This is a genomic window from Deferribacter desulfuricans SSM1, from assembly GCF_000010985.1.
Lineage (GTDB): Bacteria > Chrysiogenota > Deferribacteres > Deferribacterales > Deferribacteraceae > Deferribacter > Deferribacter desulfuricans.
In genome coordinates, this window is sequence record NC_013939.1 from 203,683 (window position 1) to 227,301 (window position 23,619).

Below are 23,619 nucleotides of genomic sequence, written 5' to 3' on the forward strand. Positions count from 1 at the left end.
ATAATATTGTGTTTTTGTTAAATTTTCAATATAAATAAAATGTAATCAAAATTAATTAGGGGGTTTTTCATGACAGATATAATTGATATCTATGCTAGAGAGATATTGGATTCTCGTGGTAATCCGACTGTAGAAGTAGAAGTTGTAACAAGTGGTGGCTTTGTAGGAGTTGCTGCAGTTCCATCGGGGGCATCAACTGGCGAGTTTGAAGCTGTTGAGTTAAGAGATGGTGATCCCTCTCGTTACAATGGCAAGGGTGTTTTAAAAGCTGTCCAGAATGTTAATGAAATTATTGCTGAGGAGCTTGAAGGGATTGATGTATTAGAGCAAAAATTAATTGATGATATTTTGTGTGACTTGGATGGAACTGAAAATAAATCCAAGATTGGTGCAAATGCTATTCTTGGGGTTTCACTTGCGTGTGCTAAGGCAGCAGCAAACGCTTTAGAACTTCCCTTGTACAGATATATAGGTGGTGTTTTTGCTCATCAGTTGCCAGTACCTATGATGAATATTTTAAACGGTGGTAAGCATGCGGATAATAACGTGGATATTCAAGAGTTTATGATTATGCCTGTTGGAGCAAACAGTTTTAGAGAAGCTTTAAGAATGGGTGTTGAGACATTTCATGCACTAAAAAAGGTTTTAAGTGAAAAAGGATATAATACTGCTGTTGGTGATGAAGGTGGTTTTGCTCCAAATCTTAAATCAAACGAAGAAGCTTTAGAAGTGATTCTTATGGCTATTGAGAAAGCTGGATATAAACCTGGAGAAGATATATATCTTGCACTAGATGTCGCTTCAAGTGAGCTTTATAAAAATGGAAAATACATTCTTGCAGCTGAGAAAGAGCCCGAAAAAAGTGCTGAGGAGTTAATTGAGTTTTATCAGTATTTAATTGCTAAATATCCAATAATCAGTATTGAGGACGGATTAGCAGAAGAAGATTGGGATGGATGGAAAAAGTTGACTGAAGCACTTGGTGGTAAAATTCAGCTTGTAGGCGATGATTTATTTGTGACTAATACTGAAAGGTTGATAAGAGGTATTGAAAACAAGGTAGCCAATTCGATTTTAATTAAACTCAATCAGATTGGAACTTTAACTGAAACTTTAGCTGCAATAGAAACTGCTAAAAGAGCTGGTTATACATGTGTTATTTCTCATAGATCTGGAGAAACAGAGGATACAACAATTGCTGACTTAGCAGTTGCAGTAAATGCAGGTCAAATAAAAACAGGATCAGCATGTAGGACTGATAGAGTTTGTAAATACAATAGGTTACTCAGAATTGAGGATGAATTATTAGATCAAGCCATTTATCCAGGTTTAAAAGCTTTTTATAACTTATAGACAATGGGGGGTATTCCCCCTATTTTTTTGTTTTTGTTTATGCAAGCTTTTTAATAAGTTATTGACAACTTAATATAAATGGTATAGTTCTTGGTTATGTCCAAAAAGAATAAAAAATTAACTTTATTAGTATTTGATGAAGCAGGGCAAAAAGAGGTAAGGTCTTTTTCCTTTAAGAAAAAGACTTTAAGTACTGCTATAATTTCATTAGTTATTGTTTTTACTATTACTATTATATCGTTAGGACTCTTATCTAAACTGTACTCTGAAAGAAAGCAGATGCTTTCTTATAAGAGTGAGAATGAACTTCTCAAAATTAGATTAACTGAATATGCAAAAAAAGTGAATGAGATTGAATCAAAACTTGTTTATCTTGAGGATCTTGAAAAACAGGTTAGAGAATTAGCAAAATATGCCGATGAAAAAACCAAAAAGCTTGCTGTAGGTGGTAAAGAGATAGATATTTTGAGGGATTACTCAGCAACTGCAGAAAGAAAAGAGAGCGAATTTTTTAACGATTTGAATAATACGTTGCTATCATTATCAACAGAGATTGAAAAGAAACAGAATAGTCTTTCTGAGCTTATAAACTTTTTAGAAGAACAAAGGCTTATGACGCTTTCTACTCCATCTATTTGGCCAGTTAGAGGCTGGATATCAAGTAAGTTTGGTTATCGTATATCACCATTTACAGGTAGAAGAGTCTTCCATGAAGGGATTGATATAGCTGCAAGATATGGTGCTCCTGTTAGAGCTACAGCAAAAGGTATCGTAATATATGCAGGTTATAAACCTGGGTATGGTAAGCTGGTTACTATAGATCATGGTTTTGGGTATGTGACAAGATATGCTCACAATAGTAAAGTTCTTGTCAAGGTAGGACAACGCGTTGAAAAGGGTGATATTATAGCAAAAGTTGGTAGCTCTGGGCATAGCACAGGCCCCCATGTACATTATGAAGTTCTTGTAAACGGCGTGCCGGTAAATCCATTGGAATTTATTAACGAAGCTGCAAACGATCAATAATTATAATTTTAATATCAATAGAAAGCTTTGAATATATTTGTTTAAGTTAATAAGATTGCTTCGCTGCACTTGCAATGACTGCATTTAGGGGTTATTGCAATGAACAGAAGCAACGAAGCAATCTATTATAGAGTAATTTACTCAATAAGCATCGAAGATGAAATTTAATACAATCTAAAAATTATTCGTTATCAATTTTTTCTTGTGACTAATACGCTTATTGGGGCCCTTCTAACTATTTTTTCAGCAGTACTTCCATAGAAAAATTTCTTTATGCTAGTTTTACCATGAGAACCGATTACTACGAGGTCGTAGTCACCTTTTTCTATTTCTAAAAGCCCTTCCACGTATGGTATCCCTCTTCTTATTATATACGAAACGTCTAATTCATTTAATAAAGGGACTGATTTATTTAGTTCTTTAAGTTGATTATTAATTTCTTCATCGAGACGTTTACGTATATTTTCAAATTCTTTTTCGTTAACATATAACTTTAACTGGCTTTCGTCGTGTGCAACATGAAGTATTGTCAGTTTACTTTTACATGATTTAGCTAAATTTGCTGCCACTCTAATAGCGTTTAATGAATCATCACTAAAATCTGTCATTACTAAAATATGTTTATAGATACATTCGTTCATAAATCACCTCCATGATTATATTCTATTTTATTTTTTATTTAAACTCAACTCTTCTAAAACTCTTAAAACTTCAGGTAATAATTGTTTTTTTCTTGAAAGCACATTTTTTAGATAAAATACTGAGTCATCAATCTTTTGATAAATAAACAAATTTTCTGCAGGTTTGAAATTTGATGTTACTAAGATACTGTTACCACTTATAATATCAGTGATAAGCAACATCGTCCAGTCTAAAGCTTTTTCAGACTTAACATTTTGCAGATTTTCCTTTATTTTATCCTTTATATTTTCAAATCCATCCAAGGTTACAACCTCTATTTGCCCAATTCCAAAATTTACATTATATTCATTATATGTTTTAAAATCAGTTAATATAGCTTTTTCCACATCTAAATTATCAAAATTTGCTGTAACACTAAATATTTCTTTTCCATAATCGTTTATATCTAAGTGAGCTATTTTTGCTAACTGTTTAGCAATTTCTATATCTCTTTTTGTCGTTGTGGGTGATTTTAATACCACAGTATCTGAAAGGATTCCACTCAAAAGTAGAGTTGCTGTAATTTCATCTACATGTTGTTTGTGATGTTCGAAAAGTTCATAAACTAAGGAGCACGTACTCCCAAGAGGTTTTGCATAAAAGAAAATCGGAGTGTTAGTTTTGATTGTACCGAGTCTGTGGTGGTCAATTATTTCAATTATTTCTGCGGTTTCTGCACCATCTACTGCTTGGCTAAGCTCATTATGATCCATCAGAATCAATTTTTGTTTAAATCTCTTAATAAGATCAGATCTAGTTAGAATCCCAACTAATTTTCCGTTATCATCAACGACAGGCAAACCCCTACGATTTTCATTGATTAAAATATCCTTTGCTTCATCTAAATACATCTCTTTTTTTAATACGGGGAAATTGCTACTCATCACATATTTTGCTGGGACACTAAAAATGGTTTTTCTAACAGTTTCAGCAGTGTCATGATATGATATGATTATTGACCCTTGATAGTTGTCTATATTTATCCCTTCAAGTTCAGATCTGTCTTTTAAGCCGGTTATTATAATTGCAGGGATCTGTTTGCTTGCAGCATATTCTATAATATCAACTCTTCTACCTACTATTAATACAATATTTTCAGGATTGAGTGCATCAAATTGCTCTTTAAATCTATTAAAAGGCATCGCACCTACTAAAATATGTGCATTAAATTCTTTATTACGACCTTCTTTTATAAGCTCACAATTTAGTACTTTTTGGAAATTTTCTATTCTAAAAAGATAACTTGGTCTTATGTTTATTTCTTGTTTACCTATATAAAAATCTGTAATTTCTAGGATACTTACAATACCTTTTAAATCGTTTTCGTCATTTAATATTGGTGTAAGTCGAATTTTTAATTTATTTATATTGTTCATAACATCAAAGATAGGATCGTTTATATTTGAATAAATAACTTTTTTGGTCATACAATCGCTTACTTTTGGATAAACATCTTTTATTAACACTGGAGGGGTTAAATTGAGTCGATTAAAAATATATTTAGTTTGATCGTTTAAATTCCCACATCTTGCCGGTATATAGCTGCGAGATTTATCAATTTGATTTTTTAATTTTGCATAGCAGTAAGCAGAACAAATTGAATCAGTGTCTGGATTTTTATGCCCTATAACATATACAGTTTCCATTTTTAATCCTCATTTTTTATTTGTATTATATAATGATAAATAAATTTAACAATAAAATTAATTCATTTTATGAAAAAATTGGGGGATACCAGCATTATAATTGGCTTGATTAATAGCTATATAGTGATATAATTAAAATATACTAAGGGGGCTAAGATATGGATATATTAAGAAAAGAAGAAAACGGTATTATAACATTTAAAGTAAATTCTCTGCGTATAGATGCTTCGGTTGTGGGAGAATTGAAAGATGTTGTTGTTAAAGATATTGTTGAAGGTGCAAAGATTATTTTGGACTTAAATAATGTTGAATATATGGATAGTACATCATTGAGCGTCCTTGTATTTTTCTATAAAGAGGCCAAGCAGAAAGGTGCTATTTTTAAAATAGTTACTAATAATGATAAGGTACTGTCAATATTTATAACCACAGGGCTTATTAGAGCATTAGAAATTGTAAAAGATTATGATGAAGCAGTAAAAGAAATTTTGGAGGGGAGTTAAAATAAATCTAACTTTTGAAATTGAATCAGATCTTAGAAAAGTAAATAAGGTAGCTGAGAAAATTTGTGAAAATTTAAAAAGTTATGGTTTAGGTGATAAGGAATTATATTTTATAAGGTTGATTATCGCTGAGTTATTGAATAATGCAGTAATTCATGGAAATCAAAATGACCCAAAGAAGAACGTCTCTATAAGTTGCAAAGTTGAAAATGAAAATTTAATTGTAGAAGTTTCTGATGAAGGGGATTTATTTAATTTAAAAATTCCAGAAAAACCTGATCTTTTTTTAGATTACGGTAGAGGACTTTATCTCGTATCAAAATTAGTGGATTTTATTGATGTCATAAAAGATAATCGCAAAAAAGTTGTAATACATAAAAAATTAAATAAAAAGAATAACAAGTTAGAGGATAACCCCCTAACTTGCTGTTAAATTTTTTGAAATAGGTCTGTACTGAGATATCTTTCACCAGTATCACAAACAATGAAAACTATGCTTAGATCTTTGTTCTCTTTTTTTTGTGCTATTTTATAAGCAGCAGCAAAATTTGCTCCCGATGAAATGCCAGCCATAATACCTTCTTCTTTAAATAACCTTCTTGCAAAGTCTATAGCTTCTTCATCTTCAATGGTAATTACGTCGTCAACGATGCTTAAATCCAAATTTTTAGGGATAAAACCTGCTCCTATTCCCTGTATTTTATGGGGTGCAGGTGTGAAATCTTTTTTATTTAAAAAGTATGAGATTGCAGGGTTATTTGCTGGCTCAACAGCAATAGATTTAATTTTGTTAAAGGTTACCCGCTTTAAAAATCTACTTGTTCCACTAAGAGTCCCGCCAGTTCCAACACCTGCAACAAAATAATCGATTTTGCCGTTTAAAGCATAGTATATTTCAGGTCCCGTAGTTGCTTCATGAATCTTTGGGTTTGCAGGGTTGTCAAATTGTGATGGCATAAAAAATTTATCTGGTTCATTTTTCAGTAATTCATTTGCTGCATCAATTGCCCCTTTCATCCCTTTTTCTGCTGGTGTCAGTAAAAGTTCAGCGCCATACATTTGCATAATTGCACGTCTTTCGATACTCATTGATTCTGGCATTGCAAGCATAACCTTGAAACCAAGAGATGCGCCCATCATTGCAAGGGCTATACCTGTGTTGCCGCTTGTTGGTTCAATTATTGTCATCTCCTCTTTAAGTTTTTTGTTGAATAAAGCGTCCATAATCATGGAATAACCTATTCTATCTTTTACAGAAAAGGATGGGTTTCTATTTTCTAATTTTGCGTATAATTTACCGTTTAGATTTTTATTTATATTTTTTAGCTCGACAGTAGGTGTATTGCCAATAGATTGGAAGTTTGATTCAAAAAATTTCATTATTTCCCCCTTAAATTTGGTTTAATGCTTGGCCAATATCCTCAATTATATCTTCAACATTTTCAATCCCAACGGATAGACGTATAAAATCATCTGTTACACCTGTTGCTAATCTTTGCTCAGGTGTAAGCTGTTGGTGGGTTGTGCTTGCAGGATGAATTACAAGAGATCTAGCATCACCTATATTGGCTAAATGAGAAATCATTTTGATAGAATTTATAAATATTTTCCCTGCTTCATATCCACCTTTAACACCAAAACCTATTATAGCGCCAAAACCATTTTTTAAATATTTTTTGGCATTTTTATGATCAGGGTGACTTTCTAATCCTGGATAATTAACCCAGCTGATTTTTGGGTGTTTTTCAAGAAATTTTGCTACTTCTAAAGCATTTTCACAATGTTTTTTCATCCTTAAAGGTAGAGTTTCAAGCCCTTCGATTATCATAAAGGCATTAAAAGGGCTAATGCAGGCACCCATATCTCTCAAAAGCTGAAGTCTTATTTTTGAGGTAAAAGCAGCACCTTTAGCTATAGCATCATTATGATTGCCAAATGCATCCCAGTAAACAAGTCCGTGGTAAGACTCATCTGGATTAGTAAATTCTGGGAAATTTCCGTTTGCCCAGTTAAAATCGCCCTTTTCCACTATAGCTCCACCAATACTTGTACCATTTCCAGTAATAAATTTGGTGAGCGAATAAACAACTATATCAGCACCGTGATCAAAAGGGTTAAAGATGTATGGTGCTACTGTATTGTCAATTATTAGAGGTACACCTAGTTCGTGAGCAATTTTAGCTATTTCCTCAAAATCGTTCACATTATTTTTTGGATTACCGATTGATTCTAAGTAAAAGGCTTTTGTTTTTTTATCTGCAGCTTTTTTAAAGTTTTCGGGATTTGATGAATCTACAAACTTTACTTCTCTTCCAAGTTTTTTCAATGTGTAGTTAAACAAGTTAAAAGTTCCCCCATAGAGATAAGAGCCCGATACGATATTGTCACCTAAATTAGTAATATTTAAAATTGCATAACTAATAGCTGCCTGGCCTGATGATACTGCTAAAGCAGAAGTTCCTCCATGGAGGGCAGCTAGCCTATGCTCTAAAACTTCTTGTGTGGGGTTCATTAATCTAGTGTAAATATAGCCAGGTTCTTTTAATTCAAAAAGGTTTGCAGCGTGTTCAGTGTCTCTAAATACATATGATGAAGTTTGGTATATGGGTACTGCTCTTGCTCCGGTGCTATCAGGTCTGTAACCGTGATGCAAAAGTAAACTTTCAATATTTTTCATTTTATCATCCTCCTATAATTTTTTTACTTAGCTTCTAAATTATAAATGTTGTGGTAAAGTTAATCGTGTTTTCGTTGATAATGTCTTGAATTGTTTTGTTTTTTAACAAGCTAATTATTTCCGTGTTTAGATTTTCAAAAACAGTAAAAGTGTTGCATGTGGATTTTTCTAAAAATTTTGAACAATTAAATACTTTTAAATCGTTTTCTGTGATAGTGATTATATCAAAAATAGATATTTCTTCAGGAAGCTTTTTAAGGGCAAATCCACCTCCGCCACCTTTTTTAGATATGACTATTCCGTTTGTTTTTAGTTCAGAAAGGGTTATTTCAAGGAATCTTTTTGGAATATTGTATTTTTTTGCAATGACATCACTTTTAATAAATTTATCTTTGTTTAAAGCCAATTCATAAACTGCTATAATTGCATATATGGATTTAGATGTTACATTCATTGTTCACCTCTTAAGTGAAGTTGTAACAGAGATATTAAAGAATGTCAATAAAAATCATGATATTAGTGATAAATAAATACTCAAGCTATACTATAATTGTTGACAAAATCATCCAGATTGCTTCGCTGACGCTCGCAATGGCAAATTTTGTGGTTATTATGACCCCGCCATTTAGTGAGATTTACTAAGTTTAAAAATTTTTTAGTATATTATTGTTAAATAGATAATTATCAAGATGTAAACGTTAATGGCGAGGTAAGCAATCTCAAATTTATTGAATTTTTTAAACATAAGCACTAAACAGTTTGTTAAATTAATGCGGTACTTTCTTTTAAGTTTAGTAATAAATTCATATTTTGAACTGCCTGTCCGCTTGCTCCCTTTATGAGATTATCAATACATGATACAATTATTAGAGTTTCTCTTCTTTTAAACAGTGCTATATCGATGAAGTTTGTGTATTGAACATTTTTTATTGAAGGGATGCTGTTTTCATAGATTCTGACAAATTTTTTATTTTTATAATATTCTTTTAAACAGTCATATAGTTGTTCTAAGCTTTTATCAGACTTTGTATAGATTGTAGATTCAATTCCTCTATTGATAGGTAAAAGATGAGGGGTAAATATTACTTTACTATTTTTATCAGCTAATTTTAATATCGATGATATCTCAGACTCGTGTCTGTGGGATAGTATGGAATAAGGCTTAAAATCTTCATTAACCTCACAAAAATGTGTTTTTTCTGTAGGTTTTTTCCCCGCGCCACTAACACCAGATTTAGAATCAGCAATTATTTCTGGTGATATTAGACCTTCTTTTAATAATGGATAAGTGGGGATGATTATGCTTGTAGGATAACATCCGGGATTTCCTATAATTTTTGCACTTTTGATATTTTTTTCAAATAATTCAGGTATTCCGTACGCAGTAAAATCTAATAGTTCTGGATATTTATGATTTATTTTATAAGTTTTTTCATAAAGTGAAATATCTTGATATCTAAAATCGGCGCTTAGGTCTATACAAATTTTACCTTTAACAAAAAAATATTTTACTGCATCCATTGATGCTGCGTGCGGAAGGCATAGGAAAATAATGTCACTTTTTGAGGCGATTTGTTCGAAATTGTTAGGTTCGATTGTTTTGTCAAATATGTTGGTAAGCTGAGGATATATTTCAGAAAAATTTTTGCCAGCATAGCTATCACTTGTCACTGCTGATATTTCTATGTGTGGGTGTTTTATGAGAATCTTAACTAGCTCAAAACCAGTATATCCTGTAGAACCTATTATAGAAACTTTCATCTATTCCTCCACTTGTATTTTATATTATAGAGTATGCAACAATCCTCTTTATTTTTATTTATTATAGCAATTTTTTATAAATTTATAAGCGCTAATTTTATTTTAAAACTTAATTTGAAAAGTTATAAATTGTATGTTAATGTATAAGTATGGAAAAAACTAAAGTTATTACTGTTACAAGTGGAAAAGGTGGGGTTGGGAAGAGTAATTTTTCTTTAAATTTAGCATTATCAATTTCTAAACTTGGGAAAAAGGTTGCACTTCTTGATGCGGACTTAGCGTTGGGGAATGCAGACCTTTTGATTGGTAAAAAGCCTGAAAAGACTATTGCTGATATTGTTCTTAATGATTTTAAAATAGAAGATGTTTTGATCGAAGATAAGCATTATCCAAATTTTGCTTTAATACCTGCAGGTAGTGGAATATTTGAGTTGACAAAATTATCTGGGAAAAAACGAAATCATTTATTAGGTGAAATAAAAAGATTAAGAGACCGTTTTGAATACTTAATTATTGATACTGGAGCTGGTATATCAAATGAGATATTATCCTTTGTGAAACTTGCAGATGAAGTTGTTGTTGTTATCTTGCCTGAAGTAACATCTATTAAGGATAGTTATTCTACGTTGAAGATTTTAAAAGAGAAGAATATTGTTAGAGAATTTAAGATCCTTATAAACAGAGCAAAATCAAAGGCTCAGGTACATAGTGTTTTTGAAAAATTCAGGGATACAGTAAAAAAGTTTTTACATTTAGATATAAATTTGCTTGGTTTTTTGCCAGAAGATGAGAATTTTGCAGAATCTGTCAACAGGCAAATACCTATTATCACTTTATATCCAAACTCCCCTACGTCAAAACTTTTTAAACATTATGCAGAATATTTTGTTAACAATTCAAATCTAAAAGGTGTTGAAATAGATGCTTTATTTGATGATTTGATAAAGGAAAGTGCTGATAAGGAGTTTGTTTCAAGTAAAAATGAAGATAAGAAAGAGGTCGGGGAAGCTGTAGAGTCCAATTTTTTAGATTTTTATGTGGCTGAGAGTGAAAAGAAGATTGGTGATATATTATATCAGTTAAATGAATTAAATAAGATAGTGAAAATACTTAAAAGGAAGGTTAAGTCAGAAGCGGTAACTGATAGTTATTTTGAAAATTTTTATATTGGTAAAGAACTTATTTTTGTTGAGAATAATATCAAACATTACACTTCAAAAATTGTAGGTTATGAGTTTGGAAAGTATCTGATTTGTACGACCAATAAGGATATTGATAAGCTTTTTGAAATTTATGATTATGTGACGGCAAGATATAGCTATGAAGATTATATTATAGAGTTTAAAGCTAAAATTTATGGTGAGTTAGAGTCTGTAAATTTGATATTGATAACGTATCCAAAAGATTATTTAATAACTAAACTTAGAGACTCAAAACGCATCAGCGTTCAAATACCTTGTAAAATAATATACAAAAAGATTAAGCCACTTAATGGTATGATTCATGATTTAAGTTTAAATGGTGCATTGATTAGCACAAATTACCCATGTGATATTGGTGATATTTTAGAGCTAAATTTTGTATTACCAAATGGTAAAGAGATCAAAAATGTAAAAGCGATAATTAGAAATATAAGAGAGAAGAATCGCTATGGTGTATCCTTTGATGAGATAGTTGGTATTAATAAGAAGAGATTGGAGCAGTTTATTGAATCGTATAGAAAACTATTTTCTAATCAGTACTTAGAAGATGGTAGAGATAAAATTAGTGGAGATTTGAAGGATTTTTCTTTCTTTGATTTAATACAGTTAACTTCTTCTTCTGCTAAAGACTATGTGATTGAAGTTTATTCAGATGATGTTGAAGGGAAAATTTACATTAAAAATGGTGAAGTGATACATGCTACATGCAACGAAAAAATAGGTATAGATGCGTTTTATGAGCTTTCTTTGCTGAAAAGTGGTGAATTTTATATGAGTGAATTTATGGGTGATGTGGATAGGACTATTAGTGAAAAAACAGATGTGCTATTATTGAATGCAGCTTATTACAACGATTCTGGGCAGAAAGATGGGGGTTAGAATTACATTTTATATTCAGCCTGGTGCGAAAAAGACTGAAGTAGCCGGGGAATTTAATAATATGACAAAAATAAAGGTGGCTTCACCACCAGTTGATGGAGCAGCAAATAAGGAGCTTATAAAATTTTTGGCAAAGAAATTAGGTGTTTCAAAATCATCAGTTAAAATCGTTAGTGGTGAGAAAAGTAGGATTAAAACGGTTGAATTTTTAGAAGACATTGATTTGTCTAAATTATAATTTGGGAATATTGTACAACATACCATCGTGTGGACAATTATCATAATCATGAGATTACTTCGGCAACTTTTGTCGCCAAAGCAATTATTATTATGCAACGTCCTCAATTTTATAAAAAAATTAATTTTGTAAAAATGAGTGAATTTTGTTAGGCTTTAGCTTTGACAAACATAATTATTAATGTTAAATGATATGAAAAAAAATAAAGGGGTATTGTATGCATCACTTTCACTACAAAGATGGGGAGATGTTTTGTGAGGAAGTTCCTCTAAAAAAGATTGCAGCAGAGGTTGGGACACCTTTTTATGTTTATAGTGCTGCTACACTGAAAAGACATTTTGAGGTTTTTGACGCAAGTTTTGAAGAGGTACCGCATATTATCTGTTTTGCTGTAAAGGCAAATTCTAATCTTGCTGTTTTAAATTTATTGGGAAAACTTAGTTGTGGTGCTGATATTGTTTCTGGTGGAGAGTTATATCGAGCACTTAAAGCAGGTATTGATCCTAAAAAGATTGTTTATGCTGGGGTTGGAAAAACTGAAGAAGAAATAGAGTTTGCATTAAAATCCGATATTTTAATGTTTAATATTGAGTCTTTCCAAGAGCTTGAAAAGATAAATGAGGTAGCAGGTAGATTAAAGAAAAAAGCTAGAATAGCTTTAAGGGTTAATCCAAATGTTGACCCTAAAACACATCCATATATATCAACTGGTTTGAAAAAGAATAAGTTTGGTATCCCAATAGAAAATGCTTATCAGGAGTATGAGTACGCAGCTTCTCTTGATAATATTGAAGTGGTGGGTGCTCACTGTCACATAGGTTCTCAACTTACTGAGATTTCACCTTTTGTGGATGCAACTAAAATTATGGTTGATATGATTAAAACTCTCAAAAGTAAAGGGATTAATATTAAATACTTGGATTTAGGTGGTGGGCTCGGTATTAAGTACAACGAAGAAATGCCACCTTCACCGAAAGAATATGCTGATAAAATAATTGATGTTATTAGAGGGTTAGATGTTACTTTAGTGTTTGAACCTGGAAGAGTTATAGCTGGCAATGCAGGTGTTCTTGTTACAAGAGTTCTTTACACTAAAGAAACTGAGTTAAAACATTTCAAAATTGTTGATGCAGCAATGAACGATCTTATGAGACCTATTTTGTATGGTTCTTTCCATGATATAAAGCCAGTTAAAGAAGGGCATTATAAAACTGTTTATGGTGATATTGTGGGACCAATTTGTGAGACTGGTGATTTCCTTGCAAAGGATAGAAACCTTCCTGATTTTCAGCAAGGGGACTTGATAGCAGTTATGAGTGCAGGTGCATATGGTTTTACTATGAGTTCTAACTATAACTCTAGACCAAGAGTGCCTGAAATATTGGTAAATAAAGATAAATATTATATTGTTAGAAGAAGAGAAACCTATGATGATTTGATAGGTCCAGAATCTATACCAGAGGATTTATAAGGGGTTGTTTATGAATATACCATTTTATAAAATGACCGGTAGCGGTAACGATTTTATAATTATAGATAACCGTGATGGTAAAATGAATGATTTCAATTTGAAAGACTTTATTCCAAAAGTTTGTGCAAGATGTGTATCAGTTGGTGCAGATGGGCTTATTTTGATAGAAAATTCTGATAAAGTTGATTTTAAATGGCAATTTTTTAATGCTGATGGTTCTTCTGCTGAAATGTGTGGAAACGGTTCAAGATGTGCAGCAAGATTTGCCTATTTAAATGGTATTGCTGGAAAAAAAATGAAATTTGAGACAATAGCTGGGATTATAGAAGCTGAAATAATGGATGGTTTTAATGTTAAAGTTCAGTTGACTGAGCCATTTGATGAGAAGATAGATTACGAAATTGAAGTTTTAGGAGAAAAATTAACAGTTTCCAGTATAAATACGGGTGTACCTCATGTTGTTGTTGAGGTTAAAGATGATATTTACAGTTTTGATGTAGTAAAATACGGTAGAGAAATTAGATTCCATGATGTATATAAACCAGCTGGTACAAATGTAAACTTTTTCAAAAAGATAGGTGAGAATAAGCTAAAAGTTCGAACCTATGAGCGCGGTGTAGAGAATGAAACAATGGCCTGTGGAACAGGTTCAGTGGCAACTTCTATAATTGCAGTAAAGAAAGGGATTGTTAACTCCCCTGTTGAAATTGAAACAAGTAGTGGTTTAATTTTAAAAGTCTATTTAGAAGATAAAAAAGTATTTTTAGAAGGGGAGGCAAGGGTTGTTTATACAGGCAATTTAAATAAAGAAGCTTTAGAGTATTAAAGAGGAGGATGTCATGTTTAAAGGGAGTATTGTAGCTATAGTTACACCTATGAAAGATGGTAAGGTTGATGAAGCTAAACTTAGAGAGTTGGTAGAGTTTCAAATTGAAAAAGGGACTGATGGAATAGTTCCTTGTGGAACGACTGGTGAATCTGCAACGCTGACTTATGAAGAACATTGTCAGGTTATTGATTTAGTAATTGACCAGGTTAAAGGTAGGGTGCCTGTTATTGCTGGTACTGGTTCAAACAGCACCCATGAAACAATATTTTTGACAAAACATGCAAAAGAGGCTGGTGCGGACGCTGCTTTAGTTATTACACCTTATTATAACAAACCTACTCAAAAAGGGCTTTATGAGCATTTTAAAGCTGTTGCTGAAGCTGTTGATATACCAATAATTTTATATAATGTTCCAGGTAGAACTGCTGTAAATATGTTGCCTGAGACTGTAATTGAGCTTTCAAAAATTAAAAACATTGTTGGTGTAAAAGAGGCGAGTGGTTCTCTTGATCAGGCTGCTGAGATAATTGCAGGGACAGATGACAGTTTCGCATTATTAAGTGGCGAGGATTCATTGACTTACCCTCTTTTATGCCTTGGTGCTAAAGGGGTAATATCTGTTGCCACTAATATCGTTCCTGAACTTATGGCTGAACTTGTAGATAGCTTCTTTGCTGGTGATATAAATAAAGCTAAAGAACTGCATTATAAACTTTTCCCACTTTTTAAAGCTATATTCTTTGAAACTAATCCAATACCTGTGAAAAAGGCATTGTATCTTATGGGGTTAATAGAGGATGAAATAAGATTACCACTTGTTCCAATGACTGAGGCAAATACTGAAAGACTAAGAAAAGTATTACTTGATTTAGGACTTAGTTTAAAAAATTGATGAGGTAATTTATGAGTAAAACAGCTATTTGTATGGTTGGTGCTGCAGGTAAAATGGGTAGAAGGATTATAGCGCTTGGTTTAGATGATAATGATATAGAAATTGGCGGTGCAGTTGAATCAAAAGAATCATCTTTTTTAGGTAAAGATATTGGAGAGGTTATTGGTGTAGGTAATCTTGGAGTGAAGATCTCTGATAATATTGTTGAAACTGCAAAAGATTCTGATGTTTTGATAGATTTTACATTTAAAACAGCTACATTATCAAACCTTGATGCTTATTTAGAAGCAGGTAAACCTATAGTAATTGGCACAACAGGTTTTGAAGATAGCGAAGTTGAAGAGATCAAAAAATTGTCAGAAAAAATACCCGTTTTGTTGGCTCCTAATATGAGCCTTGGGGTTAATCTGACTTTCAAAGTGCTTGAGATGGTAGCTAAGGCTATTGGGAATATTTATGATATAGAGATTATTGAGGCTCATCACAGAATGAAGAAAGATGCTCCAAGTGGTACTGCCATGAAGATGGCAGAAGTTGTGGCAAAAGCAACTGGAAGGAATCTTGATAGCGATGCAGTTTATTGCAGAAGAGGCTTGATTGGTGAAAGAACAGATAAAGAGATAGGGATTCAGACTATTAGAGCAGGTGATATTGTTGGTGAGCACACTGTAATGTTTTGTGGTAATGGAGAAAGGATTGAAATTACTCATAAAGCTCATACGAGAGATACCTTTGCAAAAGGTGCACTTTCTGCTGCTAAATGGATAAAGGATAAGCCAGCTGGTTTCTATTCAATGTTCGATGTGTTGAACTTATAAAGTTTTTTTATGGCACTGCATATTTGCGGTGCCATATCTTATTTTTATTGAAAATTATTTTTCTTAATTTATAATATAATTTATGTTGCCGATAAAAGATATTATACCGCGTAGAGAAACCCCTTTTGTTAATTATGCTTTGATTTTTATAAATGTTATTGTGTTTCTGTATGAGGTTTCTTTGCCACCAGATTTATTAAATCGGTTTTTTTACTTATTTGGTTTAGTGCCTGCAAGATATACTCATCCTGAGTGGGCTTATTTTGCTGGATTACATGTGGATAACTATTGGCCATTTTTCACCAATATGTTTCTTCATGGCAGCTGGTTTCACTTAATTAGCAATATGTGGACGCTTTATATTTTTGGTGATAATGTTGAGGATAGATTAGGTCATTTCAGATATCTAATTTTTTATTTATTGTCAGGTATTGCTGCAAGTATTACGCATTTTGTGTTTAATGCAGATTCTGTTGTTCCTGCAGTGGGTGCATCTGGAGCTATTGCTGGAGTGATGGGTGCATATTTCGTGATGTTCCCATTTTCAAAAATTATAACGCTTATACCAATTTTCTTTATTCCTCTATTTTTTGAAATTCCTGCAGTGGTGTTTTTAGGTTTCTGGTTTTTCTCTCAAGTTGTTTCAGGTACATTTACTTTAGTGGCAAATCAAAATGCCACAGGTATTGCTTGGTGGGCGCATATTGGTGGTTTTGTTTTTGGTATGATTTTCCATCGAATTTTTAAAAAGAAAGATGATTATAGAGATTTTTATCCAGATGAAGTTTTGATGAGATACTTTAGGTAGGGGTGAATTATGACATTTAATGAGCTTTTCTGGCTCTTCTTTATGCTTGCAGCAATGCAGCCAGTCTTGAAACAGAGAATGATAGAAGCTGCTAGGCAAAAATTGATTGCGAAAATAGAGAAAAAAAGAGGCTCAAGAGTAATTTTGCTTGTTCATAGGCAGGAAACTATGAGTTTTTTGGGTTTTCCTGTTTATAAATTTATAAATGTGGATGACTCTGAAGAGGTTTTAAGGGCAATTCAGATGACAGATAAAGATGTGCCTATTGATTTAATTTTACATACACCTGGTGGATTGGTTTTGGCATCTTTGCAGATTGCAAGAGCTCTCAAAAAACATAAAGGGAAAGTAACAGTTTTTGTTCCCCATTGTGCAATGAGTGGTGGGACATTAATCTCTTTGGCTGCTGATGAGATTGTGATGAGTGAAAATGCAGTGCTCGGTCCAGTTGATCCACAATTAGGGGAATATCCTGCTGCATCTATTTTAAAACTTTTAGAGCAAAAAGATGTAAATAAAATTGATGACAAGACTCTTATTATGGCTGATGTAGCAAAGAAGGCTGTTTCTCAACTTGAAAGTGCAGTATATGAACTTTTAGTAGATAAATATGAAGAGGAGAAAGCTAAAGAACTTGCTCATTTACTTTCAACCGGTACCTGGACACACGATTATCCAATTACCTTTGAAGAGGCTAAAAAACTTGGATTAAATGTTTCCTCTGATATCCCTGAGGAAGTAATGCAGTTGATGAGTTTGTATCCTCAGCCTGTTAAAAAAATGCCAAGCGTTGAGTATCTCCCTGTCCCAAAACATAAGAGTTAAAAAGCGATAACGTTAAATTACAAAAACTGTTTAGCTAATAATTTATTGATTTAAATCATTTTATAGTAAGGTTTAATATGCTCAGATTGCTCCGCTGATTTATGTAATTACAAAATGAAACGGTCTATGCTATATCTATTTTTCTAATCATATTGATTGAAATTAGGAGTAAAAGGGGTATAATATCATAAAAAAGATTGGGAGATGATGTTATGTATGCAAAACAGATTATGTTTTCTCCAAAATTTGTTGTAAAACCTAATGATAAGTTTGAAACGGTAGTAGAAAAATGGAAAGATGAACCTTGTGATATACCTGTTATTGATGATGAAGGGCATGCTGTTGGCTTGATTACTGCAAAGCAGTTAATAAGAAAAGTGTTACCTCAATATTTAGTAAATGGTATGTTGGATAATGTAATTGGTTTTTCTGATTTGCCCAATTTTTCAGAAAAACTTTGTGAATTATTGGAGTTGAAAGTTGAAGATGTGATGAAGAAAGATTTTAATTGGGCTTATGATGATGAAAGTACTCTTTCTGTGGCTTTGAAGCTTATTAACGATAAAAAGTGCGTGAGAACTATTGTAGTGATCGATAGAAATAAAAAACTTGTTGGTTTGCTTGATGCATGGGCAGTTGTAAAAAGGATGTTAAGAGAAATAAACTGTGATTTGGAATGGTAATATCTTATAGGAGAAGAGATGTTTAAAAATGAGATCGTAATAGCAAATAGAAAATTTAGAAGTAGATTATTTGTAGGTACTGGTAAATTTCCAAATAGTCAGGTGATGAAAGAAGCTTTAGAGGCTTCTGGTGCAGAGATTGTGACTGTTGCTTTAAGAAGGGTGGATATAGAGAACCCTTCAGATGATATCCTTTCACATATTGATAGAGAAAAGTATTTATTACTTCCTAATACATCTGGAGCGAGGGATGCTTTAGAAGCTGTTAGGCTTGCTAAAATAGCAAGAGCAGCAGGTTGTGAGCCATGGGTAAAACTAGAGGTAACTCCTGATCCTTATTATCTTTTACCTGATCCTATAGAAACATTTAAAGCTGCTGAGATTCTTGTAAAAGAAGGTTTTTATGTAATGCCTTATATTAATGCGGACCCAGTTCTTGCAAAAAGATTGGAGGAGATAGGTTGTGTAACAGTTATGCCTCTTGGTGCGCCTATTGGAACAAATAAAGGGATTAAGACTGAAGAGAATTTAAAGATAATTATAGAGCAGAGTTCTGTTCCTGTGGTTGTGGATGCTGGGCTTGGAGCACCAAGTCATGCTGCTTTGGCTATTGAGCTTGGAGCTGATGCAGTTTTGGTAAATACAGCCATTGCTACAGCAAAGGATCCGGTGAAGATGGCTATTTCTTTTAAATTGGCAGTTGAAGCTGCATGTATGGCTAGAGATGCTGGTATGCCGCCTGTTAGAGAAAAAGCTGAAGCTTCCAGCCCTTTGACAGGTTTTTTAAGAGGTTAAATAAATGAGTTTTTATGATATATACAAAGAATACAACTGGGAAGAAATAAAGGATTTTATTTATAGCCGAAGGGAAAATGATGTAATAGATATATTGTTTAAGGAAAATCTATCAGTAGAGGATTTTGCTACGCTTTTATCACCAGCTGCAGAAAAGTTTTTAGAAGATATGGCTCAAAAAGCTCATAAAATTACTGTGATGCGATTTGGAAAAACGATTAAACTCTATGCTCCTCTTTATCTTTCAAATGTGTGCCAAAATGCTTGTACTTACTGTGGTTTTAATGTCTTTCACAAAATACCAAGAATCACCTTAAAGAAAGATGAGATAGAAAGGGAAGCAAAAGCAGTGGCTGATACTGGGATAAAACACATTTTATTGTTGACTGGTGAAGCTCCGAATGTAGCAACCCTTGAGTATCTTAAAGAAGCTGTTTCAATATGTAATAAATATTTTTCATCAATAGGGATAGAGATTTATCCATTGGATATAAATGGTTATAAAGAGCTGATAGATGTAGGGGTGGATTATCTTACAATTTATCAAGAAACATATAACAGAGAAACTTATGATAAAATACATCCAAAAGGGAAAAAGAAAGATTTATTATGGAGACTTGAAACGCCTGAAAGAGGTGCCATAGCTGGGATGAGGACAGTTGGGATTGGAGCTTTGATGGGGTTAGAGGATTTTAGAGTGGATGAATTTTTTGTTGGTCTTCATGCTAAGTACTTGATGAAAAAGTATTGGAAAACGCATATTACAGTTTCTTTTCCAAGAATGAGGAAGGCTCCAGGTGTAGATACACCCTTTGTAGAGGTTAGCGATAAAAATCTTGTGCAGTCTATGCTTGCGATGAGGATATTCTTACACGATGTGGGGATAGTAATTTCAACAAGGGAACCTGCAAATTTGAGAGATAACTTAATACCTCTTGGTGTTACCCAAATGAGTGCAGGTTCTAAAACAGAGCCTGGTGGATATTCGCTCAAAGAAGATGAAAACGCTGAACAGTTTCACATTGAGGATAATAGATCTGTAGATGAGATTATAAATGTCATTAGATCAAAAGGGTATGACCCAGTCTTGAAGGATTGGGATAGAGCTTTTGTGATTGCATGATATTTTATGATTTATAAAAATGTTGAGATTATAGATACCGCTTATGGTGGCTATGGCGTAGCAAAGGTTGATGGCGGTTTTACAGTTTTTATTCCTCAAACAGTTGAAGGGGATGTAGTAGATTTTGAAATATTTGAAAAAAAGAAAACCCATTCTTTCGCTAAACTGATCAAAATTCATAAGCCTTCAAAATTAAGAAGAGAGTTCCCTTGTAAATTTTTTAATGAATGTGGCGGATGTCAATTTGGCCATATCGATTATGATTACCAAATCGAAATAAAAAAGAGATTAATTAACAACTTTTTTAGAAAGGTAGAAGGGTTTAAGATTGATAGTGTAATTACTTCGCCAGAGTTTAGATACAGGTTTAGAGCTACTTTTAGGCTAAAAAATGGTAAATTTGGTTTTTTAGGTTTTAAAAGTAATAAATTTATCCCTATTACCGACTGTCTTATTTGCAAAGAAACAGTTGTAGAGAAGATATCAAAAATCGCAAATGAATATAAAGGTAGTGAGATTAATAAGTGTTATATTATTGAAAATGAAAAAGGTGAAGCTTTGTTAAATACTGATATTAAATTGGGAAATTTGGAGGATTTTAAAGATATTATAGGATTAAAAACTAAAAATAAGATTTTAGGGGATAGTTTACTAAAAATAGATGTGGGTGATTTTTATTATTATGTAGGATTTGATTCTTTTAGTCAGTCAAATAGATTTTTGTTGAGAGAGTTTGCTGAGGTAGTTGTTAGTTTTGTAGATGAAAATGATTCTGTCTTAGAGTTATATGCTGGAAGTGGCTTTTTTACTCATAAAGTTGCTAAAAAAGCAAAAGCTGTATTGGCCATTGAAGAAAATAGAGAAGCTATTAGTTTGTTGAAAAAGTTGAATGTTGAAAATGTTGATATAATTTACAGTAAAGCAGAAAATATAAAAAGGATAGATATTAACCCTTATAATACACTATTGGTTGATCCACCAAGAACTGGGCTTTCAAAACCTGTAATTGATGCTATTTCAAACAGATTTGAAAAAATAGTTTATGTATCCTGCAACCCTTCCACAATGGCTAGAGACATTTTAAGGCTTTCTAATAATTACGATCTGAAAAAATATCTGTTTATAGATATGTTTCCAAATACTTATCATATTGAAAGTATAGCTTTATTAGAAAGAAAAGAGGGATAAGTGAGTGTTATAAGAATTACAGATTTTTTTAGTGCAGAAGTTAGTTTTGATAAAACGGTAGAGAAAATAATAAAGGTTAAAATATTATTTGGAGATTATGATAATTATGAAACGGAAAAGCTGCCTGCTGATATTGTGAGATATTTTAAAAAGTATCCTTTTGAAAATATTGATGTTTTTAGTTTGGTTGAAACGGAAAAAATTAATTCAACTTTTTTAAAGATTTATAAAAATCTTTTAGATGTGAGTTATGGTAAGACGATCACTTATGGAGAACTTGCTGAAAAATCTGGAATAAAAAATGGGGCAAGAGTTGTGGGTAATGCGATGGCAAAAAATAATTACCCTTTGATTATCCCTTGTCACAGAGTGGTGGCTAAAAATGGCTTAGGTGGTTTTTATTATGGTTTAGATAACAAACAAAAACTTCTTAATTGGGAGAGAAGTTTATGAGATTATGGGATATTTCTGATTATCAAGATTTAAAAGCGGATGGATTTGAAAGCAATTTTAACTATTTTAAAAATCTAATTGAATCTTTGTTTAAGCTTCAGATGAATCCAGCGATGGCAAAATCGATAGCAAAAAGCTTGAAGATTTCAACAAAGCTTTTTTGGAAAAAGTTGAGTGATGATTATAAATATTTTTTGGAAAAATATGCAGTTATAAATGGTATATCAAGGACTGAATTGTTATATGCCATCATGTTTCCAGATATTTTGTCATATTTTATGGTTAAAGCTGGGAAGATGAACTTTAGGAATATTCCTGATATATTTTTAGGGTGTACTACCTCTTTATTGAAAAGTGATGAAAATTCAACAATGCACTGCAGGAATTTGGATTATTTTGGTGGTTCTTTTTGGACAGCACAACATACTATTATGACTTATAGATTAGCAAATGTTGTTCCAAGTGTGAATATTACGACATGGGGGTTGCCTGTAATAGGTATTACTGCAGTGAATGAAGCAGGTATTTCTCAATCTGTTCATATGCTTTTTACTCAGGATGTAAGTCTGAAGGGTAGTTTTATTATGGATCTCGCATATCAGGTAATAACTAAGGCAGAATGTATTGAGGATGTGAAAAAGATTTTAAAAAAAAGAAGGACTGTCTCTGGTTGGACAATAATTAACTACAGTCATAGAGAAAATAAAGGGGTTATTTCTGAGATTAGTGCAAAAGATATTGATTTTATTGAAATAGATAAGCCTGTTTTCCATTATAATAATTTTTACATTTCTGAAAAATTGAAGAAATCAGAATTTTATCCGTCTTACATTTGGATTCAGAACAACCATTACAGGAATAAAAGACTTTATGAATTAACAAAGAATAAAGATATTTTTAATGAAAATGATGCGGTAAAATTGATTTCTGATAATAATGACTATTTTTTGAAAGATAATGATATTTTTGGACATACTGTGGCAAACAGTTTTACAGTTTCCTCTACAGTAATCGATTTTAATAAAGATTGTATTTTGGTTGGTGATAATCCACCTCCAGCTTCAATTGGTGTATTTAAAAAATATAATTTAACCGATTTGTTTAAAGGTAAATTAGAAGAGGTAGGTAGGAATAAAACAAATCATGATGAAGAAACTTATAGAATTTATGAATTGGTTGTAAAGGTTATGGATAATTTATATTCAGGGAAAGGGTATTATTCCAGCTTGGAACTTATCAATAAATCTGATTTAGAAATTGAAAATAGTTACTTTTTACAATTGTTAAAATCAGTTTTGCTGATAAAAGTTGAAGATTATATTGGAGCGAAGAAAATTTTAAAAAGAATTATAGAATCAAATAAACTCGATACTTATAGAAATGGAAATGTGAAACTTTTATTAGGTATGATTTATGATGTAATTGGGGAGAGGGGGAAAGCGATAAAAATTTATAAAGAGATTTTAGCGCAGAACAGTTTTTTTGACCTTTTAGATTATGCTTGGAAATTTTATAATAAAAGATGCTGTAAAAGTAAGCTGCAAAAGATTGTGCCAAACTTTTTCCTCTCTTTTTATTTGTTGGTTTAGTGAAGCTAAAATTTAAAGATATTATAAAAAAGTTATAAAATTAGGGTAAAAATTATTTTTTTAAATGTAATGAATATATAAAACTTTTAATACCAAGAAGTTAGATTTACTACTAAACTAAATGCTTTTATTTATTAGTTATAGTTAATATTTTTATTGACAAATGTAAATTAATTATT

The 23,619-nt window shown here is 32.1% G+C and carries 24 protein-coding genes; 18 read left to right on the forward strand and 6 right to left on the reverse strand.

Going from position 1 to position 23,619, the window contains the following annotated elements; genetic code table 11:
* Positions 1 to 69: 69 nt before the first annotated feature.
* Both eno and DEFDS_RS01035 read left to right on the forward strand, forming a co-directional pair.
* Positions 70 to 1,353 carry a phosphopyruvate hydratase gene (gene eno, locus DEFDS_RS01030; protein ID WP_013006960.1) on the forward strand — a complete coding sequence of 428 codons (1,284 nt, stop codon included), beginning with the start codon at positions 70 to 72 and terminating at the stop codon, positions 1,351 to 1,353.
* Positions 1,354 to 1,449: 96 nt separating this feature from the next.
* Complete coding sequence (locus DEFDS_RS01035) at positions 1,450 to 2,379, forward strand: M23 family metallopeptidase (RefSeq protein ID WP_050742496.1); 930 nt, start codon at positions 1,450 to 1,452, stop codon at positions 2,377 to 2,379.
* 191 nt (positions 2,380 to 2,570) lie between these two features.
* Here DEFDS_RS01035 and DEFDS_RS01040 read toward each other — a convergent pair whose 3' ends face one another.
* Both DEFDS_RS01040 and DEFDS_RS01045 read right to left on the reverse strand, forming a co-directional pair.
* The gene (locus DEFDS_RS01040; protein ID WP_013006962.1) at positions 2,571 to 3,020 is read right to left on the reverse strand and encodes a universal stress protein; all 450 of its coding nucleotides are present in this window, start codon (positions 3,018 to 3,020) and stop codon (positions 2,571 to 2,573) included.
* A 27-nt stretch (positions 3,021 to 3,047) separates the two neighbouring features.
* Complete coding sequence (locus tag DEFDS_RS01045) at positions 3,048 to 4,706, reverse strand: putative manganese-dependent inorganic diphosphatase (RefSeq protein ID WP_013006963.1); 1,659 nt, start codon at positions 4,704 to 4,706, stop codon at positions 3,048 to 3,050.
* A gap of 158 nt (positions 4,707 to 4,864) precedes the next feature.
* On the opposite strand from DEFDS_RS01045, the gene DEFDS_RS12500 reads away from it, so the two are divergent.
* Positions 4,865 to 5,209, forward strand: a complete 345-nt coding sequence (locus DEFDS_RS12500; RefSeq protein ID WP_013006964.1) for an STAS domain-containing protein — start codon at positions 4,865 to 4,867, stop codon at positions 5,207 to 5,209.
* Positions 5,210 to 5,228: 19 nt separating this feature from the next.
* Positions 5,229 to 5,642 carry an ATP-binding protein gene (locus tag DEFDS_RS01055; protein WP_269446363.1) on the forward strand — a complete coding sequence of 138 codons (414 nt, stop codon included), beginning with the start codon at positions 5,229 to 5,231 and terminating at the stop codon, positions 5,640 to 5,642.
* Here DEFDS_RS01055 and cysK read toward each other — a convergent pair.
* The 4 genes from cysK to argC form a co-directional block, all read right to left on the reverse strand.
* Positions 5,639 to 6,592 (reverse strand): cysteine synthase A, encoded by a 954-nt coding sequence (cysK, locus tag DEFDS_RS01060; RefSeq protein ID WP_041223535.1) that lies wholly within the window; start codon positions 6,590 to 6,592, stop codon positions 5,639 to 5,641. The genes DEFDS_RS01055 and cysK overlap by 4 nt on opposite strands.
* Positions 6,593 to 6,599: 7 nt before the next feature.
* The gene (locus DEFDS_RS01065) at positions 6,600 to 7,886 is read right to left on the reverse strand and encodes an O-acetylhomoserine aminocarboxypropyltransferase/cysteine synthase family protein (protein ID WP_013006967.1); all 1,287 of its coding nucleotides are present in this window, start codon (positions 7,884 to 7,886) and stop codon (positions 6,600 to 6,602) included.
* A 34-nt stretch (positions 7,887 to 7,920) separates the two neighbouring features.
* Positions 7,921 to 8,340 (reverse strand): RrF2 family transcriptional regulator, encoded by a 420-nt coding sequence (locus tag DEFDS_RS01070; RefSeq protein WP_013006968.1) that lies wholly within the window; start codon positions 8,338 to 8,340, stop codon positions 7,921 to 7,923.
* A 308-nt stretch (positions 8,341 to 8,648) separates the two neighbouring features.
* Entirely contained in the window at positions 8,649 to 9,647 is a 999-nt protein-coding gene (argC, locus tag DEFDS_RS01075) for an N-acetyl-gamma-glutamyl-phosphate reductase (RefSeq protein WP_013006969.1), read from the reverse strand.
* A gap of 149 nt (positions 9,648 to 9,796) precedes the next feature.
* Between argC and DEFDS_RS12505 the strand changes: the two genes are divergently transcribed.
* From DEFDS_RS12505 to DEFDS_RS01145, 14 genes are all read left to right on the forward strand, one after another.
* The gene (locus DEFDS_RS12505) at positions 9,797 to 11,728 is read left to right on the forward strand and encodes a P-loop NTPase (RefSeq protein ID WP_013006970.1); all 1,932 of its coding nucleotides are present in this window, start codon (positions 9,797 to 9,799) and stop codon (positions 11,726 to 11,728) included.
* Entirely contained in the window at positions 11,718 to 11,966 is a 249-nt protein-coding gene (locus DEFDS_RS01085) for a DUF167 domain-containing protein (RefSeq protein ID WP_013006971.1), read from the forward strand. Before DEFDS_RS12505 ends, DEFDS_RS01085 begins: the two co-directional genes overlap by 11 nt.
* A 217-nt stretch (positions 11,967 to 12,183) precedes the next feature.
* Complete coding sequence (gene lysA, locus DEFDS_RS01090; RefSeq protein WP_013006972.1) at positions 12,184 to 13,437, forward strand: diaminopimelate decarboxylase; 1,254 nt, start codon at positions 12,184 to 12,186, stop codon at positions 13,435 to 13,437.
* 10 nt (positions 13,438 to 13,447) lie between these two features.
* A complete protein-coding gene (gene dapF / locus DEFDS_RS01095; RefSeq protein ID WP_013006973.1) occupies positions 13,448 to 14,263 on the forward strand; it encodes a diaminopimelate epimerase in 816 nt (271 codons plus the stop codon).
* A 13-nt stretch (positions 14,264 to 14,276) separates the two neighbouring features.
* Complete coding sequence (gene dapA / locus DEFDS_RS01100) at positions 14,277 to 15,158, forward strand: 4-hydroxy-tetrahydrodipicolinate synthase (protein WP_013006974.1); 882 nt, start codon at positions 14,277 to 14,279, stop codon at positions 15,156 to 15,158.
* A gap of 11 nt (positions 15,159 to 15,169) precedes the next feature.
* A complete protein-coding gene (dapB, locus tag DEFDS_RS01105; RefSeq protein WP_013006975.1) occupies positions 15,170 to 15,976 on the forward strand; it encodes a 4-hydroxy-tetrahydrodipicolinate reductase in 807 nt (268 codons plus the stop codon).
* An 82-nt stretch (positions 15,977 to 16,058) separates the two neighbouring features.
* Positions 16,059 to 16,784, forward strand: a complete 726-nt coding sequence (locus DEFDS_RS01110) for a rhomboid family intramembrane serine protease (protein WP_013006976.1) — start codon at positions 16,059 to 16,061, stop codon at positions 16,782 to 16,784.
* A 9-nt stretch (positions 16,785 to 16,793) separates the two neighbouring features.
* Complete coding sequence (locus DEFDS_RS01115) at positions 16,794 to 17,609, forward strand: SDH family Clp fold serine proteinase (RefSeq protein WP_013006977.1); 816 nt, start codon at positions 16,794 to 16,796, stop codon at positions 17,607 to 17,609.
* A 212-nt stretch (positions 17,610 to 17,821) separates the two neighbouring features.
* Complete coding sequence (locus tag DEFDS_RS01120) at positions 17,822 to 18,292, forward strand: CBS domain-containing protein (RefSeq protein WP_013006978.1); 471 nt, start codon at positions 17,822 to 17,824, stop codon at positions 18,290 to 18,292.
* A gap of 18 nt (positions 18,293 to 18,310) precedes the next feature.
* Positions 18,311 to 19,087, forward strand: a complete 777-nt coding sequence (locus DEFDS_RS01125; RefSeq protein ID WP_013006979.1) for a thiazole synthase — start codon at positions 18,311 to 18,313, stop codon at positions 19,085 to 19,087.
* A 4-nt stretch (positions 19,088 to 19,091) separates the two neighbouring features.
* Positions 19,092 to 20,210, forward strand: a complete 1,119-nt coding sequence (gene thiH / locus DEFDS_RS01130) for a 2-iminoacetate synthase ThiH (RefSeq protein WP_013006980.1) — start codon at positions 19,092 to 19,094, stop codon at positions 20,208 to 20,210.
* A gap of 6 nt (positions 20,211 to 20,216) precedes the next feature.
* Positions 20,217 to 21,398, forward strand: coding sequence for a class I SAM-dependent RNA methyltransferase (locus DEFDS_RS01135; RefSeq protein ID WP_013006981.1), 1,182 nt, complete (start codon positions 20,217 to 20,219; stop codon positions 21,396 to 21,398).
* On the forward strand, positions 21,399 to 21,851 hold the full coding sequence (locus tag DEFDS_RS13150) for a methylated-DNA--[protein]-cysteine S-methyltransferase (RefSeq protein ID WP_013006982.1): 453 nt from the start codon (positions 21,399 to 21,401) through the stop codon (positions 21,849 to 21,851). It begins immediately after the preceding gene.
* Positions 21,848 to 23,440 (forward strand): carcinine hydrolase/isopenicillin-N N-acyltransferase family protein, encoded by a 1,593-nt coding sequence (locus tag DEFDS_RS01145; RefSeq protein WP_013006983.1) that lies wholly within the window; start codon positions 21,848 to 21,850, stop codon positions 23,438 to 23,440. Before DEFDS_RS13150 ends, DEFDS_RS01145 begins: the two co-directional genes overlap by 4 nt.
* The last annotated feature ends 179 nt before the right edge of the window (positions 23,441 to 23,619 follow it).